Raw genomic sequence first — 17,586 nt, forward strand, 5'->3', positions numbered from 1 at the left:
CGTAGGTCACAGTTGATTACTGTCGAACTTGCTGCGTTTGAATCGTGCGCTCAGGCTACGTGGAAAGAAGAAACGAGATGACCGAAACCGCCGACCACAGGGACTCGTACCCGCCGAGCGCGGAGTTCGCGGCCGCGGCGAACGCCGATGCCGGGCTCTACGAGCAGGCGTCGGCCGATCGCGACGCGTTCTGGGCCGAGCAGGCGAGTCGGTTGCACTGGCATCAGCCGTGGCGTCAGGTGCTGGACTGGAGCGACGCGCCGGTGGCGAAGTGGTTCGACGGCGGCAAGCTCAACGTCGCCTACAACTGCGTCGACCGGCACGTGCTCGACGGCCACGGCGACCAGGTCGCCATCCACTGGGAGGGCGAGCCGGGCGACTCGCGTGCGATCACCTACCGCGAGTTGCTCGCCGAAGTCAGCCGTGCCGCAAACTACTTCACCGAACTCGGACTAGAGGCGGGCGACCGGGTCGCCATCTACATGCCGATGGTGCCCGAGGCCATCGTCGCGATGCTGGCCTGTGCCCGGCTCGGCCTCACCCACTCGGTGGTGTTCGCCGGCTTCTCCCCCACCGCACTGCGCCAGCGCGTCGACGACGCGAGCGCCCGGCTGATCATCACCACCGACGGGCAGTGGCGGCGCGGCAAGGCGGCACCGCTGAAGGAGGCGGTGGACGAGGCGCTGTACGCGAACGGCGATGTGCCGCACAGCGTTGAACACGTACTCGTGGTGCGGCGCACCGAGATCGAGGTGCCGTGGACCGACGGCCGCGACGTGTGGTGGCACGAGACGGTCGCGCAGGCGTCCCCGGAACACGAGGCACAGCCGTTCGATGCCGAGCATCCGCTGTTCATCCTCTACACCTCCGGCACCACCGGAAAGCCGAAGGGCATCCTGCACACCTCGGGCGGATACCTGACCCAGACGTCCTACACCCACCACACCGTCTTCGATCACAAAGCGGGACAGGACGTTTACTGGTGCACCGCCGATATCGGCTGGGTCACCGGACACAGCTACATCGTCTACGGTCCGCTGTCCAACCGCGCCACCCAGGTGGTCTACGAGGGCACGCCGAACTTCCCGGACGAGCACCGGCACTGGCAGATCGTCGAAAAGTACGGCGTCAGTATCTATTACACGGCGCCGACGCTGGTGCGCACGTTCATGAAGTGGGGCAGGGAGATCCCCGCCGCGCACGACCTGTCCAGCATCCGGCTGCTCGGCTCGGTGGGTGAGCCGATCAATCCGGAGGCATGGCGCTGGTATCGAGAAGTCATCGGCGGCAACCACACTCCGATCGTGGACACCTGGTGGCAGACCGAGACCGGCTCGATCATGATCTCGCCGTTGCCCGGCGTCACCGCGACCAAGCCGGGTGCGGCGATGGCCGCGCTGCCAGGCATCTCGGCGCTGGTCGTCGACGAGGAGGGCAAGCCGGTGCAGCGCGGCGAGACCGAGGCCAACGGCTACCTTGTGCTCGACCAGCCGTGGCCGTCGATGCTGCGCGGCATCTGGGGCGATATGGATCGCTACCGGGCCACCTACTGGGAGCGCTACGCCGAGCAGGGCTGGTACTTCGCCGGTGACGGCGCCAAGCTCGACGCGGACGGCGACCTGTGGGTGCTCGGCCGGGTCGACGACGTGATGAACGTGTCCGGCCACCGGATCTCCACCGCCGAGGTGGAGTCGGCGCTGGTCGGACATTCCGGCGTCGCGGAGGCCGCGGTGGTCGGCGCCAGTGACGAGACCACCGGTCAGGGCATCGTCGCGTTCGTCATCCTGACCGCAGAGGCCAAGGACACCGGCGCGGCGCTGGTCGACGAGCTGAAGGCGGAGGTGTCGCGCGAGATCAGCCCGATCGCGCGGCCGAGGGAGATCCACGTGGTGCCCGAGCTGCCCAAGACACGCAGCGGCAAGATCATGCGCCGGTTGCTGCGCGACGTCGCCGAGGGCAGGGAACTCGGCGACACCTCGACGCTGGTCGACCCCGATGTCTTCGAGGCGATTCGGGCGACGAAGGCATAGTCGAAGCGATAGGCAGGGCAGTTTAGGGCCGGTGGCGTGTTTCGTCACCGGCCCTACCCGTTAGGATTGCGTAAGGTGTGCCGGGAAGTCTGGTCGGCATGCGATCACGTACCTGACAGCCGAATCGGTGGATGGCGTGGTCGCAGCGTTGACCGACCCTGCCGAAAGGTTCCCCGTGATCACGCAAGTGCGCTCGGAACTGTCCCGCTATCTCCGCACCGAAACAGTCGGCGGTGCAATCCTTCTCATCGCGGCCGCCGCGGCGTTGCTGTGGGTGAACTCGCCATGGGGCGACAGCTACGTGACCATGACCGACACGGTGCTCGCCATCCCGCCGCTGCACCTGGATCTCACGCTGGCCCAATGGACCGAGGACGGTCTGCTCGCCATCTTCTTCTTCGTCGCCGGGCTAGAGCTCAAACGCGAACTCGTCGTCGGTGAGCTGGCCGACCCGAAACGGGCCGCGCTGCCGATCATCGCCGCGATCGGCGGTGTGGTCACCCCGGCGCTGATCGCCCTGGTGGTCGGCCTCGGCGTGCCGGGGATGGATCGCGGCTGGGCCATTCCGGTGGCGACCGATATCGCGTTCGCGCTTGCCGTGCTCGCGATGACCGGTTCGCGCATCCCGGCGAGCGCGCGGGTGTTCCTGCTCAGCCTCGCCGTCGTCGACGATCTGATCGCCATCATCTTGATCGCCGTGCTGTTCACCACGACGCTGGCGCTGCTGTGGCTGCTTGCCGCCGCGGCCTGCTTAGCGGGGTGGGTGCTGGCCCAGCACAAACGGATCAGCACGCCGTGGCTCTACGTCCCACTGGCGCTGGTGTCCTGGTACGCGCTGCACGAAGCTGGCATCCATCCGACGCTGGCGGGCGTGGCGCTCGGACTGCTCACCAGGGTGCGGACCGACCCCGGTGAGGCGGAGGCGCCAGCCACCCGGCTGGAGCACCTGATCCAGCCGATCTCGGCCGGGCTGTGCGTGCCGCTGTTCGCGTTGTTCGCCTCCGGAGTTCCGTTGGACGGCAAGGTATTCGGTGAGCTGTTCAGCGACAGGCTGGCGCTGGCCGTCATTCTCGGGTTACTGCTCGGCAAGACCCTCGGAATCTTCGGGATCAGCTGGCTCGCAATCCGGTTCGGCGTGGCGAAGCGCCCGGCCGGACTCGGCTATCGCGACATGTTCGCCCTGTCGGTGCTCGGCGCGATCGGGTTCACCGTTAGCCTTCTTGTGGCAGAACTCGCGCTTGCCGACGTCGGAGACGGCTCCGCTGTCGAATTGGCGAAGGCCGCTGTGTTGGTCACATCAATGGCGGCGTCACTCGCCGGTTCGGCGCTACTGTTGCGGCGTGGGCGTGTCCACCAGGCGCGGCGGGATGCCCGTGCGCTACAACGAGAAGAGGACGCGGCGTGAGCTACGGGCCCGGAGGCGGTAGCTTGCGTGACCACGAAGGGCCCCGGGAACGCCGCAGATCGAACGGAGTCGAAGCAGTGCCTGGACAGGGAGAAGGGTCTACCAAGTGAGTGTCACAAACGGCGGTAACGGGAACGACGCACAGCGCGGTCGTACGGTGACCTCCATTCCCCTGTCCGACGCCAATCCCAGCGGCAGCGCCAGCTTCGGCACGCTGGTGCGCGACGCCACCGAGCAGATGTCGACCCTGGTCCGCGCCGAGGTCGCGCTGGCCAAGGCCGAGGTCACCGGCGAGATCAAGAAAGGCCTGCAGGGCAGCGTCTACTTCATCCTCGCGCTGACCGTCCTGCTGTTCAGCACGTTCTTCTTTTTCTTCTTCCTCGGCGAACTGCTCGACGTGTGGCTGGCCCGCTGGGCGGCGTTCCTCATCGTGTTCCTGCTGATGATCGTCACGACCGCGGTGCTCGCCCTGCTCGGCTATCTGCGGGTGAAGAAGCTGCGGGCGCCGGAGAAGACGATCGACTCGCTCAAGCAGGCCCGCGCGGTGCTGCCGCACGGACTCGGCGCCGCCGCCAACGACGAGCCCCGCTCGCTGGAAAAACCCGCTTCGTAACCGCTCGCTCGCGCGCGGATACCCCGAACTACTAGGCTGCCTCGGCGTGTCGTCGCATTTCATTCCGGATCCGTCCAGCGTCCGTTTCGACGGCCCGTGGGCGCATCGGGACGTTCATGCCAACGGCATTCGATTCCACGTTGTCGATGCCGCGCCCGACCGCACCGACGCACCACTGGTCGTGCTGTTGCATGGCTTCGCCGACTTCTGGTGGTCCTGGCGGCATCAGCTGACCGGGCTCGCCGACCTCGGTTACCGCGCGGTCGCCGTCGACCTGCGCGGGTACGGTGACAGCGACAAACCGCCGCGCGGCTACGACGGCTGGACCCTGGCCGGCGATATCGCCGGGCTCATCCGCGCGCTCGGCTACACCGACGCGACGCTGGTCGGGCATGCCGACGGCGGCCTGGTGTGCTGGGCGACCGCGGTGCTGCACCCTCGGCTGGTCCGTTCCATCGCGGTGGTGAGCTCACCGCATCCGGCGGCGCTCAAGAGCGCGGTGCTGCGCAACCGCCACCAGCGCGCGACCTGGCTGCCCAACTTCCTGCGCTACCAGCTGCCCCGCTACGGCGAGCGGCTGCTGACCACCGGCGACGGCTTCGAGGTCGAGCGGATGCTGCGGCAGCGGGTGAGTGGATCGTGGTCGGGCACCACCGAATTCGTCGATACCGCGCGGCGGATGCGTTCGGCCATCCAGATTCCAGGGGCCGCGCACTGTGCGCTGGAATATCAGCGCTGGGCCTTCCGTAGCCAGTGGCGGCCGGACGGTCGCCGTTTCATGGCCACCATGCGGGCGCCGATCCGCATCCCGGTGCTCGCCATGCGCGGCGACCTCGACCCCTACGTGCTCACCAGTACGTTCCGTCGTGGCCAGCACCTGTCCCCGGATCGCCGCCTGGCCACCATTCCCGCCGCGGGTCACTATGCGCACCAAGAGAACCCGGACATGGTGACCGCGGAGCTGGCGAAGCTACTCGCGTAACCGGACTCTCCGGGGTCGGCGAACTCTCCGGTGCCACCCTGATCAAGTCCGGATGATGAGTCCTGCCCGGTCCCGGGTCGCATCCGAAGAATCCGACCCGGGACCAGAACTCAGCTGAGCACGCAGGCCCCGGTGCCCACCGGGACATTCGACCCGGCCGCGGCATCGAGTTGGGCGCGGATCTCGGACAACGTGAGCACATAGCCGGTGTCGTCGTCGGTCACCGCGGCGCCGAAGACGACGCCGAGCACCTCACCATCGGTATCGACCAGCGGCCCACCGGAGTTGCCAGCGCGAACCCGGCCGCGCACGGTGTAGACCTCACGCTCGACGGTCCCGTCGCGATAGATCGTCGGACCGGTGAGATCCAGCGTCTCGCGGACGCGGGCCGCGCTCGCCGTGTACGGACCACCGCCGGGGTAGCCGAGCACGATGGCGCTGTCGCCGGGGCGCGCGGCCGTCGGCGCCTGCGGCACCACCGGGGCGGTCAGCCCGGGTACGGCGAGCACCGCGACGTCCTTGGACGGGTCGAACAGCACCACGTTCGCGTCCAACGGACCGCGCACGGTGTCCACCTGGACGCTGGTGGTGCCGGCGACCACGTGCGCGTTGGTCATAATCCGCTCGGGCGCGATCACGAAGCCCGAACCCTCCAGCGCCCGCTGGCAACTCGGCGCGACGCCGCGGATGCGCAACACGCTGCCCTGCAGCGAGGCGGCGACGGGACTGGACAGCACGCTCGGGTCGGGCGGCTCGACGGCGGCGATCGGGGCGCGGCCGAAGGGGCCGATCACGTCCGGCAGGCCGGAGGTGTTGAGCAGCTTGGAGAATTCGTTGGGCAGGCGGCGCAACCAGTTCGGCGCGACATCGTTGACGTCGGTGAGCACCCGCGAACCGTTGATCGCGGTGGCGATCGACGGCTGCGACGAAGTGGCCAGCGGCAGCGCGAGCAGCCACGCGGTGACCAGCACGGCCACCGCCTGCAGCACGGCGCCGATCACGCTGTCCACACTGCGGGTGAACGGATGCCGCATGCCGCCGCGCGCGGCCCGGCCGAGCACCATGCCCGCGACCTCGCCGACGATCACCAGCAGCACGATCAGCAGCACGCCGGTGAGCACCCTGGCGCGGCCCTCGCTGACGTGGATCAGGATGTGCGGAGCGATCAGGATGCCAGCGACGGCGCCGAGTACCACGCCGAGGAACGCCAGGGCGGACGCGACCGCGCCCTGCCGCCACCCGGAGGAGGCGGCGAGCAGCGCGAGCAGCACGACCGCGATATCGAGCCATGCCGATGTACTCATAAGGTCATTCCCACATCGGCCAGCGCGGTCTCCAGGTCACGAACGTCTTGATGGTCCCAATCTTGTTCCCAGCCAGCGGCTTTGAAGATTCCAGCGAGGATACCGCCGGTCAGCCCCCACACCAGCATGCCGTCCACCTGGAAGGCTGGACTCTGGTAGCCGAGGCTGCCGCGGACCAGGAAGCGGTTCGCCGGATCGAGCAGCGTGGCCACCGGCACGCGCGCCACCCGTTCGGTCTCGCTCTGGTCGACCACCCCGACCGCGCTGGGAGTGCGCCAGTAGGCGACGACCGGTGTCACGTCGAAACGCGACGGCGGCACGAACAACTTCGGTAGTACCGCAAGGGGTTCCACGCCGGAACGATCGAGCCCCGTCTCCTCGCAAGCCTCCCGCAACGCGGTATCGACCGGTCCGGTGTCGCCGGGATCGACCGCGCCGCCGGGGAACGCGACCTGACCGCGGTGCTGCCGCAGGGTGGCGGCGCGTTGGGTCAGCAGCACCTCCGCGTCGGCGGGTAGTCCGCCCGGCGCGTCGGAGTCGGCCTCGGGTGTGCCGCCGAACAGGACAAGGACCGCCGCCTGTCGCGGGGTCGAGGTGATGGCCATGGCGCGGCGCAGCGTGCGCGCCAGCGTGAGGGTGTCCGAGGTGTCAGCGGCGGGCTCGATGGCTTTGCTGAGCCACTTCGGAATGTCTTGGGGCACAGGGATTGTCATGCGGCCACGCCCAGATCCCGCGCGACGGCGTTCGCGATGTCGTCCACTCCGGTGAACGCGCGCACCGCCACCCGCGCGACCGAACCGTCGGCCCGCAACAGCACCGAGATCGGCAGCACCGAGGGGGCGCCGACGGCCGTGCGCACCCGCGCGTCGGCATCGAGCACACCGGGCAGTTTCACGTTCAGTCCAGTCAGCCGTGAAATCGCCTTGGCCTCATCGGGGTCGCTGTGCACGGTCAGCACGGTAATCGCGTTTCCGGCGCGTTGGGCGAAGTGCTGCAAATACGGCAATTCTTGCGCACACGGTGCACACCAGTATGCCCAGAGGTTCAGCAGCGCGGGCTTACCCGCCAGCGCGGCGGCCAGGTCGACGGACCCGCCGTCGGCAAGACAGCCGACCGTGAGGCCTGCCAGCGGTCCGGAACCCTTGGCGCCAGGGGCAGGCTGCGGACAGGCCGCGAGATTCGCCGCGACGCGTTGCTGTTCGGATACCCCCGCACTCATGCGCGCCTGCTGGCCGTTGTCCGCCGTGGTTTCGGTGTCCCGTCCCCTCGGCCACAGGGCAAAGGCCAGTGCGATCACCGCGATCAATCCCGCAAGCGCCCATCGCCAGGCGACCGGGAGTTGTCTCACCGGCCCACCAGCTCGAGCAGATGCTCCTTCTCCGGCCCCTTCACCAGCTCGGCGGCGGTGTCCGGGTCGGTGGGGCCGGCCCCGAACGACGGGCAGTCCTTGGCGAGCACGCACACACCGCAGGCCGGTTTGCGGGCATGGCACACCCGGCGGCCGTGGAAGATCACCCGGTGCGACAGCATCGTCCAGTCTTTGCGCTCGATGAGCTCGCCGATGATGTGCTCGACCTTCACAGGGTCTTCCTCGGTGGTCCACCCCCAGCGCCGCACCAGCCGACCGAAATGCGTGTCGACGGTGATGCCTGGCACGCCGAACGCGTTGCCGAGAATGACGTTGGCGGTCTTGCGGCCGATCCCGGGCAATCGCACGAGTTCGTCCATGGTGTGAGGCAATTCACCGTCATGATGCTCGAGCAGCGCCTGACCGAGGCCGATCAGCGAGCTCGCCTTGTTGCGAAAGAAACCGGTCGAGCGGATGTATTCCTCCAGCTCGGCACGGTTGGCCTCGGCGTAATCGCGGGCGTCGCGGTACTTGGCGAACAGGGCTGGCGTGGTGAGATTCACCCGCACATCCGTGGACTGTGCGGAAAGTATTGTCGCGACCGCCAATTCAAGCGGAGTCGTGAAGTCCAGCTCACAATGCGCATCCGGGAAAGCGGCCGCCAATGTGCGATTCATGCGGCGTGCCCGGCGTACTAGTCCGAGTTGGGTTTCCGCCTGTCGCGCGCGGGATTTCCGTTTCGGAGCGGCGACCGTTGCGGGTTGCGCGTCGGTCGCCTCGGGGGCGGACGCACGCCCGGTCCCGGCGGCTGTGGAGGGGGTGACACGCACCTGTCCACCATACGGAACCATCGGCGAACGTTGCCCGTCCAGTTCGGTTGCCGTGTTCCATCTGAGACCTAGACCGTGTTTACTCCTCCGTATGCAAGGACTCGCTGTGGTGCTCTTCCCAGTGCTGTTGATGCTGTTCGCACTGGGTATGGAGCGGGTCGAGAACCGGCTCCGCAAACTTCTCGAACCCGACGAAGAGGTTCAGCAGTACCTGGACAAGGCAAGCAACGCAGAAGTGAAAGAGCTGACGAGGCTCGGCCTGCCGGCCGCCGTCGCCCGGATGCGCAAGCGCCGAACGCGCGGCGAAGAGCTGGACGTGGCCCGGGCAAGCTGACGCGTGACCGACAGACCTGGCGACTGGAGCTCGAGCACGTAGGTGCCCGCGAATGCCAAGATCAGAAACTGGTACGGTTCTTCGCTGCGCCACGCAATCCACACGTTACGTGGTGTCTGTCACTACGCTGTCATCATGCCGCGTAGACTGCGCTGTTGGCCGAGTCGCTTTCGGTCCAGTTCGGAGCCATTTCCCATAAGGAGCACATAAGTGGACGAGGCCCTCGCCAGAGCAGGCATCTTCCAGGGCGTCGAGCCCACTGCGGTGGCCGCCCTCGCCAAGCAATTGCAGCCGGTGGATTTTCCGCGCGGCCACGTCATCTTCAATGAGGGTGAGCCGGGAGACCGGCTCTACATCATTACCTCGGGCAAGGTGAAGATCGGGCGCAGATCGCCGGACGGCCGGGAGAACCTGCTGACCATCATGGGCCCGTCGGACATGTTCGGCGAGCTGTCGATCTTCGATCCGGGCCCGCGTACCTCTACGGCAACCACGGTGACCGAGGTCCGCGCCGTCACCATGGACCGCGATGCCCTGAAGTCCTGGATCGACCAGCGGCCCGAGATCGCCGAGCAGTTGCTCCGCGTGCTCGCCCGTCGCCTGCGTCGCACCAACAACAACCTGGCCGACCTCATCTTCACCGACGTTCCCGGCCGGGTCGCCAAGGCGCTGCTGCAGCTCGCACAGCGGTTCGGCACCCAGGAGGCCGGTGCGCTTCGGGTCACCCACGACCTGACCCAGGAGGAGATCGCCCAGCTGGTCGGCGCCTCCCGCGAGACCGTGAACAAGGCGCTTGCCGACTTCGCGCACCGCGGTTGGCTGCGGCTGGAGGGCAAGAGCGTGCTCATCTCCGACTCGGAGCGTCTGGCGCGCCGCGCGCGCTGACGCCGCATCGATCCGACCGAACAACACGCTGGGTTCAGAGCTCCTAGAGCCCAGCGTGTTGTCGTGTTCGGAGCTAGCCGGGCGTTAGCCCTCGGCGCGCAGGTACTCCAGCTGCGCCTGCACCGAGCTGCGGGCGGCCAGCCACAGGCGTTTGTCGACATCGGCGTAGACGCGCCGGACCACCGCCATCGCGCCCGCGTTCGGTCCGAGCACCCGCAAGGCCTCACGCACCTGATCGAGGCGTTGCTGGCGGTGCGTGATGTAGTACCGGGCCACCGGCGCCAGATCGGGATGATCCGGGCCGTGCGCGGGCAGCAGCGCCTTGCCCGCGCCGATCTCGACCAGCTTGTCCAGCGAGGACAGATAGTCCGCCAGGGTTCCGTCGGTCGAATCGAGCACGGTGGTTCCGCTGCCGAGAATGGTGTCGCCGGTCAGCACCGCGTCGTCGAGCACGAAACTCAGCGAATCACCGGTGTGGCCAGGCGTGGCCAGGACGGTAATCCGCAAGCCGGCGGCCTCGATCACCTCGCCGTCGAACAGCGGCGTGTCCGAACCGCGCAGGAACTCGGTTTCCTTGGCGCGCACCCGGGTTCCGGTCAGCTTGACGAGGTGGTCGATGCCACCGGTGTGATCGTGATGCCGATGGGTGATCAGCGTCAGGGCGATATCGCCCCCGGTGACCTCGGCGATCGCGGCGCCGTGCGCCTTGTCCTTCGGACCGGGATCGATCACCACACAATCGGACCGGCCGGGTGCCCGCAGGATCCAGGTGTTGGTTCCCTCCAAGGTCATCTGGCCCGGGTTGTCCGCGAGCAGCACCGCTGCCGTCGGGGTGACCTGGCGTAGTTGTCCGTAAGCGGGATGAGTCAGCGTCATCGATGTACCTCAGTCGATCGAATCCCAGTCCGGGACCTTACGTTTATTGCACCTCGACGATGATCTCTACCTCGACCGGGGTGTTCTTCGGCAATTCCGACACGCCGACGGCGGACCGCGCGTGCACGCCCGCGTCACCGAACACCTCGCCGAGGAACTCCGACGCGCCGTTGATCACAATCGGCTGATCGTTGAATCCCGGTGCGGAGGCGACGAATCCGACCACCTTCACGACACGCACCACGGCGTCGAGTCCGACCAGATCGTGCACCGCCGCCAGCGCGTTGAGCGCGCACAGTCGCGCGGCTTCCTTCGCCTGCTCGGTGCTCACCTCGGCGCCGACCTTGCCCGCCACCGTCAACTGGCCATCCGCCATCGGCAGCTGGCCGGAGGTGTAGACCAGCGAACCGGTTCGGATCGCCGGGATGTACGCGGCGACGGGCGCCACGACCGGAGGCAGGGTCACTTCGAGCTTCGCGAGATTGCTCTCCCACTCGGTCACTGCGGTCATCCCCTTCTCCTTTACTTCGGGCGCTTGAGGTAGGCGACGTGCTGCTCGCCGGTCGGCCCTGGCAGCACGGTCACCAGCTCCCAGCCGTCGGCGCCCCACTGATCGAGAATCTGCTTGGTCGCGTGCGTTAACAGCGGCACGGTCGCGTACTCCCACAAGCTCGCTTCACTCATGTGGGTGAGCGTAGCTCTGTCTAATTTGCGGCGCCTGCGGCACCGCGTGTTCGCGGCCCCCGGGTGTCTCGCGTCCGAGCGGCCACGACTAGCGACTTCGTCGCATGCGCTGCGGCCACTCGGACGCGAGACGGGCCGCGAACGAACATGCTCGATCTCGCTGCGCTCGAAACCGGCGGTCTACCGAGGGGTTCGGTGCCAGATTCGGCAGCGGCAGAAGCTGAACCGTCGGTGTTGCCCAGGACGCAACCAGCCTGCTGTCTGGTACAGACACACGCCCTGGACCAGGCACTAGGCGGATCCCTCGGGCGCGATCTCAGAACGGGTTATAGGCTCGCGAACGTGGGAGTACCAACAGCAGTGCCTCTTTCGGCGGAGCCGGGACTGGAAACAGGGTGGCCGAAGCGCGCGGAAAAGGCCCGCTTGCACTATGTCTCCGGAAAGGGAGGCACGGGCAAGTCCACGGTGGCCGCCGCGCTCGCGCTGGCATTGGCCGCTGGCGGGCGCCGGGTGCTGTTGGTGGAGGTGGAGAGCAGGCAGTCCATCGCGCAGCTGTTCGATCTGCCGCCGCTGCCGCCCACCGAGACCAGGATCGCCACCGCCGACGGTGGCGGCGAGGTGGTCGCGCTCGCGCTCGACATCGAGCACGCGTTCCTCGAATACCTGGACATGTTCTACAACCTCGGCTTCGCGGGCCGGGCGATGCGCCGGATGGGCGCCATCGAGTTCGTCACCACCATCGCACCTGGTCTGCGTGATGTCATCCTGACCGGCAAGATCAAGGAGACCGCGGTCCGGACCGACAAGTCGGGCAAGCGGGTCTACGACGAGATCGTGGTCGACGCCCCACCGACCGGCCGGATCGCCAGCTTCCTCGACGTCACCCAGGCCATGCTCGAGGTGGCCAAGGGCGGGCCGATCGCCTCGCAGGCCGAGGGCGTTTCCCGGCTGCTGCACTCGGACCAGACGATGATCCACCTGGTCACGCTGCTCGAGGCGCTGCCGGTGCAGGAGACCGCCGACGCCGTCGCGGAATTGAAGGCGGCGGATCTGCGCATCGGCACGGTGATCGTGAATCGCGCCACCGAGGGCCAGCTGCCGCCCGAGCTGCGGGCCAAGGCCGCGCAGGGCGATGTCGACACCGACGCCGTCCGGGCGGGCCTGGCCGAGGTGGGTATTACCCTGCCGGACAACGACTTCCAGGGCTTGATCACCGAAACCATCGAGCACGCCGCCACTTTGCAGGCGCAGGACGACAGCGCCGCCGAGCTCGGCAAGGTCGACGTGTCCCGCTTGTACCTGCCCGCCCTGCCCGACGGCATGGACCTGGGCGGCCTCTACGAACTGGCCGAACATCTCAGTACGCAAGGGGTCCGCTAGCCATGAGTACGCCGATTGTGGCTGCGCCACTGGATATTTCGGACATCATCGAGGATCGGTCGGCGAAGGTGGTCGTCTGCTGCGGCTCCGGCGGTGTCGGGAAGACGACCACCGCGGCCGCCATCGCGTTGCGCGCGGCGGAGCGGGGCCGCAAGGTGGTCGTGCTCACCATCGATCCGGCGCGCCGACTGGCCCAGTCACTCGGTGTTGCCGACCTCGGCAACACCCCGCAGCGGGTGCCGCTCGGCCCGGAGGCCAAGGGCGAGCTGCACGCGATGATGCTGAACATGCGGCGCACCTTCGACGACATGGTGCTCGAGCACACCAGCCCGGACAAGGCCGAGCAGATCTTCGCCAACCCCTTCTATCAAACCGTCGCCTCCTCGTTCGGTGGAACGCAGGAGTACATGGCGATGGAGAAGCTCGGCCAGCTGGCCGGGCGCAAGGAGTGGGACCTGATCGTGGTCGACACGCCACCGTCGCGCAACGCGCTCGACTTCCTCGATGCGCCGAAGCGGCTCGGAAACTTCTTGAACGGCAGGATGATTCGGGTCATCATGGCGCCGGGGCGCGGCGTCACCCGACTGGTCACCGGCGCGATGAGCCTCGCGGTGCGCGGGGTGTCCACCATCGTCGGCGGGCAGATGCTCAAGGACGCGTCGAACTTCCTGCAGTCGCTGGACTCGCTGTTCGGCGGCTTCCAGGATCGGGCGGACCGCACCTACGCGATGCTGTCCAAGCCGGGCACCCACTTCCTGGTGGTCGCCGCCGCCGAGCCGGACGCGTTGCGCGAGGCGTCGTTCTTCGTCGACCGGCTCTCCACCGAGCGGATGCCGCTGGCCGGACTGATCCTCAACCGGACGCATCCGGCGCTGAGTGCGCTGTCGGGCGATCACGCGCTGACCGCGGCCGAGCAACTGGCCGACACCGATCCGCTCACCTCGGCCGTGTTGCGCATTCACGCCAGGCGGGTCGCCACCGACAAGCGCGAACAGCATCTGCTGCACCGGTTTACCGGCGCGCATCCGCGGGTACCGATCGTGGCGGTGACCGCGTTGCCGTACGAAGTGTCGGATCTGGAGGCGCTGCGCGCCGTCGGTGATCAGCTCACCGGCCACCGCGCGTCAGCTTGATACATAGACGCATCGGCTATTGGTCCAAACGGAAGTATTTACCCCCAAACGGGACTGAGCCCGCTTTCGCAGGCTCAGTTCCGAATGTATGCCGGGGCTACATTGCCACCTGATGCTGGCGCTGGGCCTGGAAGAAGTCGGCCCATGAAGTCACCTCGGGATGCTGCTTGAGCAGCGCGCGACGCTGCCGCTCGGTCATACCGCCCCACACACCGAACTCCACTCGATTATCGAGCGCGTCGGCACCACACTGCATCAGCACCGGGCAGTGCCTGCAGATCGTCGCGGCTTTGCGCTGTGCGGCGCCGCGGACGAACAACTGATCGGGATCCACTTCCTTGCATCGGGCCTGGGCTACCCAGGCAATCCTTGCTTCGGCCTGCTCCACGTCCAATCGAGCGATGGGGGTTGTCATGTGCATTTGGTGTGCCCCTTTGCAGTCCGAACACCGGGTCAACGGCGCTCCAGAATCGCGTGTCAGCGTCGCAGCAACCCAAACCCCGCTGCGCTCTGCACCACATTCCACTTTGAGTGTTAGCTCTATCACACTGGGTTCTCAATCTAGGTAAAGGTATGGCCCCAGCGCAAGACCGCCCCCGGAATTTTTGGTACGTCCGTCCCTGCAAAATGCCGCGAGCGGCGGCGGGTCCGGCACATTCGCGGCGCGCCGTCCCGCGACACGCCAGACTCGCCCCCGCGACACGCCCAATCGCCCGTGCGAATCGCCCTCGGGTAAACGCACGGAAGAGCGTTCGAACCCCACCCCGTAGGCTGGGGATCGTGCCGATCACACAAACGCTCGCGAGGCTGGCCGGCAGCTGTGCGCTGGCCGCCGTGCTCGTCGCCGGGTTGATGTTCCCGCTCGCAGGTGGCTTCGGATTCGTTTCGAACCGAGCCGCCGACGCCGTCGACAACGTGTCCTCGGAACTGGTGGAGGGCACGGCACCCGCCGTCTCGACCATGGTCGACGCGAGTGGAACACCGATAGCCTGGCTATACGAGCAGCGCCGCTTCGAAGTCCCAAGCGACAAGATCTCCAACGACATGAAGCTGGCGATCGTCTCCATCGAGGACCGGCGCTTCGCCGAACACGAGGGTGTGGACTGGCAGGGCACGTTGCGCGCGTTCCTCACCAACACCTCCAGCGGTGAAGTGCAGCAGGGCGCGTCGACGCTGGACCAGCAGTACGTGAAGAACTTCCAGCTGCTCGTCGTCGCCAAGACCGATGCCGAGCGCCGCGCCGCCATCGAGACGACCCCCGCGCGCAAGATCCGCGAGATCCGGATGGCGCTCACGCTGGACCGCCAGCTCACCAAGGACGAGATCCTCACCAGGTACCTGAACCTGGTCCCGTTCGGTAACTCCTCCTACGGCATCCAGGACGCGGCGCAGACCTACTTCGGCGTCGACGCCTCCGAGCTGAACGTGTCGCAGGCGGCGATGCTGGCCGGCATGGTGCAGAGCTCCTCGAAGCTGAATCCGTACACCAACACCGAGGGCGTGCTTGCCCGGCGCAACACGGTGCTGGACACGATGATCCAGAACATCCCCAGTCGCGCCGACGAGTTCCGCGACGCCAAGACCAAGCCGCTCGGCGTGCTGCCCGAACCCAAGGGCCTGCCGCGCGGCTGCATCGCCGCCAACGACCGCGGCTTCTTCTGCGACTACGCCATGCAGTACCTGGCCAACGCGGGGATCAGCAAGGAGCAGATCGACAAGGGCGGCTACCTGATCAAGACGACGCTCGACCCCGCGGTGCAGGACTCGGTGAAGCGGTCGGTGACGGACTCGGCCAATCCGAACCTCGACAACATCGCGCAAGTGATGTCCGTCGTCGCGCCCGGCCAGGACTCGCACCCGCTGATCGCGATGGCGAGCAGCCGCACCTACGGCCTGAATCGCGACGCGAACGAAACCGTGCAGCCGCAGCCGTATTCGATGGTCGGTGACGGCGCCGGCTCGATCTTCAAGATCTTCACTACCGCCGCGGCCATGGAGAAGGGCCTCGGCATCAACGCCCAGCTCGACGTGCCGACCCGCTTCGAGGCCAAGGGCATGGGTAACGGTGGTGCCCGCGGCTGCCCGGTCGCCACCTACTGCGTGGAGAACGCGGGCAAGTACAAGTCACCGATGTCGGTGACCGAGGCGCTGGCCACCTCGCCGAACACCGCCTTCGTCAAGCTCATTCAGGCCGTCGGCGTGACGCCGACCGTCGACATGGCGGTCCGCCTCGGCATGCGCTCCTACACCGAGGCGGGCAGCTCGGGCCACGGCAACCAGAGCCTCGCGGACATGATGAAGGAACAGAACCTCGGTTCGTTCACCCTCGGCCCGGTCGCGATCAACCCGCTCGAGCTGTCCAACGTCGCCGCCACGCTCGGCTCCGGCGGCAAGTGGTGCCCGCCGAATCCGATCAAGGAGGTCGTCGACCGGTCGGGCAAGCAGGTACCGCTCACCCAGCAGGCCTGCGAGCAGGTCATCGAGCCCGGCCTGGCCAACACCCTCGCCAACGCGATGAGCAAGGACGACGTCAGCGGTACCGCGGCCGGCGCCGCTCAATCGAGCGGGTGGAACGCGCCGGTGTCGAGCAAGACCGGCACCACCGAGACCCACCGCTCCTCGGCCTTCCTCGGTTTCACCAACTCGCTGGCCGCCGCCACCTACATCTATGGCGACAGCCCGACGCCCGGCGAGATCTGCTCGTTCCCGCTGCGCAACTGTGGCGACGGAAACCTGTTCGGCGGTAACGAACCCGCGCGCACCTGGTTCAACTCCGTCAAGCCGGTCCTCAACCGCTTCCCACCGCCCGGTCTGCCGCCACTGGACGACAAGTACGTCCGAGGGTCGAACAACGCGCAGGTGCCCGACGTGGTCGGGATGACGCAGGGTCAGGCGACCGCGGCACTGGTCGGCGCGGGATTCCAGGTGACTCCGGTAACCGGTCCCGGCGGCCAAGCCAAGGGCACCGTGATGGGGACCGCGCCCAACGGGTCCGCGATCCCCGGTTCGGTGATCACCCTCTACATCAGTGACGGCACCCAGCGCGCCGCGCCACCACCGGGCCCGCCACCAGGGCCACCGGGAATCCCAGGGCTGCCACCGCCACCGCTGTTGCCGCCCATCCCGATTCCGATCCCCATCCCACGCTGAGAAAAAGGGCCGCGAACCTGATCCAGGTTCGCGGCCCTTTGCGTTCAGCAGCTATGTCAGAGGCGGGATTTCACCGCGGCCGAGAGCCTGGAGCCGTCGGCCTTGCCCTCGGCGAGCGCGGTGGCGACCTTCATGACCTGGCCCATCTGGCGCATGCCCGGCCGCTCGCCGAGCTCCTCGGCGACCTGCGCGATCGCGGTGTCGGCGACGTCGGCGACCTCCGCCTCGCTCAGCTGGGTCGGCAGGTACTCGTCGATGATCCGCGCCTCGGCGTGCTCGTTGGCGGCGAGCTCACCGCGCCCGTTCTGGGTGTAGATCTCGGCCGACTCGCTGCGCTTCTTCGCCTCTTTCTGCAGCACGGCGATCACGTCGGCATCGGAGAGTTCGCGCGCCTCGGAGCCTGCGGTCTCGGCCGTCTGGATGGCGGCGAGCAGCATCCGCAACGTGGCAAGACGCAGCGTGTCCTTGGCTTTCATCGCGGCGGTCATGTCCGTCCGCAGTTGCGCTTTGAGTTCCGACATGAGGCTCACGGTAGCCGGTCCTTCGCAACCCGCCCACCACATTTGCCCAGCTGCGGCGAATCGCGGCGCTGTTTTACCGGGTGGTCAGCGGGCTGTGCGCAAGCGTTTGTG

At 67.4% G+C, this 17,586-nt stretch carries 18 protein-coding genes; 9 read left to right on the plus strand and 9 right to left on the minus strand.

Features of this window, described 5'->3' with window-relative positions; translation table 11 throughout:
- Positions 1-77: 77 nt before the first annotated feature.
- The 4 genes from acs to OG203_RS23130 all read left to right on the plus strand — a co-directional run bounded on the left by acs (position 78) and on the right by OG203_RS23130 (position 5,030).
- A complete protein-coding gene (acs, locus tag OG203_RS23115; protein ID WP_405167676.1) occupies positions 78-2,030 on the plus strand; it encodes an acetate--CoA ligase in 1,953 nt (650 codons plus the stop codon).
- 178 nt (positions 2,031-2,208) lie between these two features.
- Complete coding sequence (gene nhaA, locus OG203_RS23120; protein WP_405167970.1) at positions 2,209-3,435, plus strand: Na+/H+ antiporter NhaA; 1,227 nt, start codon at positions 2,209-2,211, stop codon at positions 3,433-3,435.
- A gap of 106 nt (positions 3,436-3,541) precedes the next feature.
- A complete protein-coding gene (locus OG203_RS23125) occupies positions 3,542-4,048 on the plus strand; it encodes a phage holin family protein (protein WP_405167677.1) in 507 nt (168 codons plus the stop codon).
- 46 nt (positions 4,049-4,094) lie between these two features.
- Positions 4,095-5,030, plus strand: coding sequence for an alpha/beta fold hydrolase (locus OG203_RS23130; protein ID WP_405167678.1), 936 nt, complete (start codon positions 4,095-4,097; stop codon positions 5,028-5,030).
- A gap of 110 nt (positions 5,031-5,140) precedes the next feature.
- Here the strand turns inward: OG203_RS23130 and OG203_RS23135 are convergent, their stop codons facing one another.
- The 4 genes from OG203_RS23135 to nth are packed head-to-tail and all read right to left on the minus strand — an operon-like array spanning position 5,141 to position 8,512.
- The gene (locus OG203_RS23135; protein WP_405167679.1) at positions 5,141-6,334 is read right to left on the minus strand and encodes a MarP family serine protease; all 1,194 of its coding nucleotides are present in this window, start codon (positions 6,332-6,334) and stop codon (positions 5,141-5,143) included.
- Complete coding sequence (locus tag OG203_RS23140) at positions 6,331-7,047, minus strand: NUDIX hydrolase (protein ID WP_405167680.1); 717 nt, start codon at positions 7,045-7,047, stop codon at positions 6,331-6,333. The genes OG203_RS23135 and OG203_RS23140 overlap by 4 nt, the downstream gene beginning before the upstream one ends.
- A complete protein-coding gene (locus OG203_RS23145; protein ID WP_405167681.1) occupies positions 7,044-7,682 on the minus strand; it encodes a redoxin family protein in 639 nt (212 codons plus the stop codon). The genes OG203_RS23140 and OG203_RS23145 overlap by 4 nt, the downstream gene beginning before the upstream one ends.
- The gene (nth, locus tag OG203_RS23150; protein WP_405167682.1) at positions 7,679-8,512 is read right to left on the minus strand and encodes an endonuclease III; all 834 of its coding nucleotides are present in this window, start codon (positions 8,510-8,512) and stop codon (positions 7,679-7,681) included. The genes OG203_RS23145 and nth overlap by 4 nt, the downstream gene beginning before the upstream one ends.
- Before the next feature lie 106 nt (positions 8,513-8,618).
- Here nth and OG203_RS23155 point away from each other — a divergent pair, with 106 nt between their 5' ends.
- A complete protein-coding gene (locus OG203_RS23155; RefSeq protein WP_107659949.1) occupies positions 8,619-8,846 on the plus strand; it encodes a hypothetical protein in 228 nt (75 codons plus the stop codon).
- A gap of 210 nt (positions 8,847-9,056) precedes the next feature.
- On the plus strand, positions 9,057-9,731 hold the full coding sequence (locus OG203_RS23160) for a Crp/Fnr family transcriptional regulator (protein WP_011206875.1): 675 nt from the start codon (positions 9,057-9,059) through the stop codon (positions 9,729-9,731).
- An 84-nt stretch (positions 9,732-9,815) separates the two neighbouring features.
- Here the strand turns inward: OG203_RS23160 and OG203_RS23165 are convergent, their stop codons facing one another.
- The 3 genes from OG203_RS23165 to OG203_RS23175 are packed head-to-tail and all read right to left on the minus strand — an operon-like array spanning position 9,816 to position 11,291.
- Entirely contained in the window at positions 9,816-10,607 is a 792-nt protein-coding gene (locus tag OG203_RS23165) for an MBL fold metallo-hydrolase (protein ID WP_405167683.1), read from the minus strand.
- Between the two features lie 43 nt (positions 10,608-10,650).
- Positions 10,651-11,118, minus strand: a complete 468-nt coding sequence (locus OG203_RS23170; RefSeq protein ID WP_405167684.1) for a RidA family protein — start codon at positions 11,116-11,118, stop codon at positions 10,651-10,653.
- 11 nt (positions 11,119-11,129) lie between these two features.
- On the minus strand, positions 11,130-11,291 hold the full coding sequence (locus OG203_RS23175) for a DUF4177 domain-containing protein (protein ID WP_014981181.1): 162 nt from the start codon (positions 11,289-11,291) through the stop codon (positions 11,130-11,132).
- 360 nt (positions 11,292-11,651) lie between these two features.
- Here OG203_RS23175 and OG203_RS23180 point away from each other — a divergent pair, with 360 nt between their 5' ends.
- The gene (locus tag OG203_RS23180) at positions 11,652-12,671 is read left to right on the plus strand and encodes an ArsA family ATPase (protein ID WP_405167971.1); all 1,020 of its coding nucleotides are present in this window, start codon (positions 11,652-11,654) and stop codon (positions 12,669-12,671) included.
- Positions 12,672-12,673: 2 nt separating this feature from the next.
- Positions 12,674-13,804 (plus strand): ArsA family ATPase, encoded by a 1,131-nt coding sequence (locus OG203_RS23185; RefSeq protein ID WP_405167685.1) that lies wholly within the window; start codon positions 12,674-12,676, stop codon positions 13,802-13,804.
- Between the two features lie 97 nt (positions 13,805-13,901).
- Here OG203_RS23185 and OG203_RS23190 read toward each other — a convergent pair whose 3' ends face one another.
- Entirely contained in the window at positions 13,902-14,225 is a 324-nt protein-coding gene (locus OG203_RS23190; RefSeq protein ID WP_014981178.1) for a WhiB family transcriptional regulator, read from the minus strand.
- A 431-nt stretch (positions 14,226-14,656) separates the two neighbouring features.
- Between OG203_RS23190 and OG203_RS23195 the strand changes: the two genes are divergently transcribed.
- Positions 14,657-16,954, plus strand: a complete 2,298-nt coding sequence (locus OG203_RS23195) for a penicillin-binding protein (protein WP_405167972.1) — start codon at positions 14,657-14,659, stop codon at positions 16,952-16,954.
- Between the two features lie 56 nt (positions 16,955-17,010).
- On the opposite strand, the gene OG203_RS23200 is transcribed toward OG203_RS23195, so the two are convergent.
- Complete coding sequence (locus OG203_RS23200; RefSeq protein WP_396991639.1) at positions 17,011-17,475, minus strand: GatB/YqeY domain-containing protein; 465 nt, start codon at positions 17,473-17,475, stop codon at positions 17,011-17,013.
- Between the last annotated feature and the right edge of the window lie 111 nt (positions 17,476-17,586).

The sequence above is a fragment of the Nocardia sp. NBC_01499 genome, from assembly GCF_045040275.1.
Classification (GTDB): domain Bacteria; phylum Actinomycetota; class Actinomycetes; order Mycobacteriales; family Mycobacteriaceae; genus Nocardia.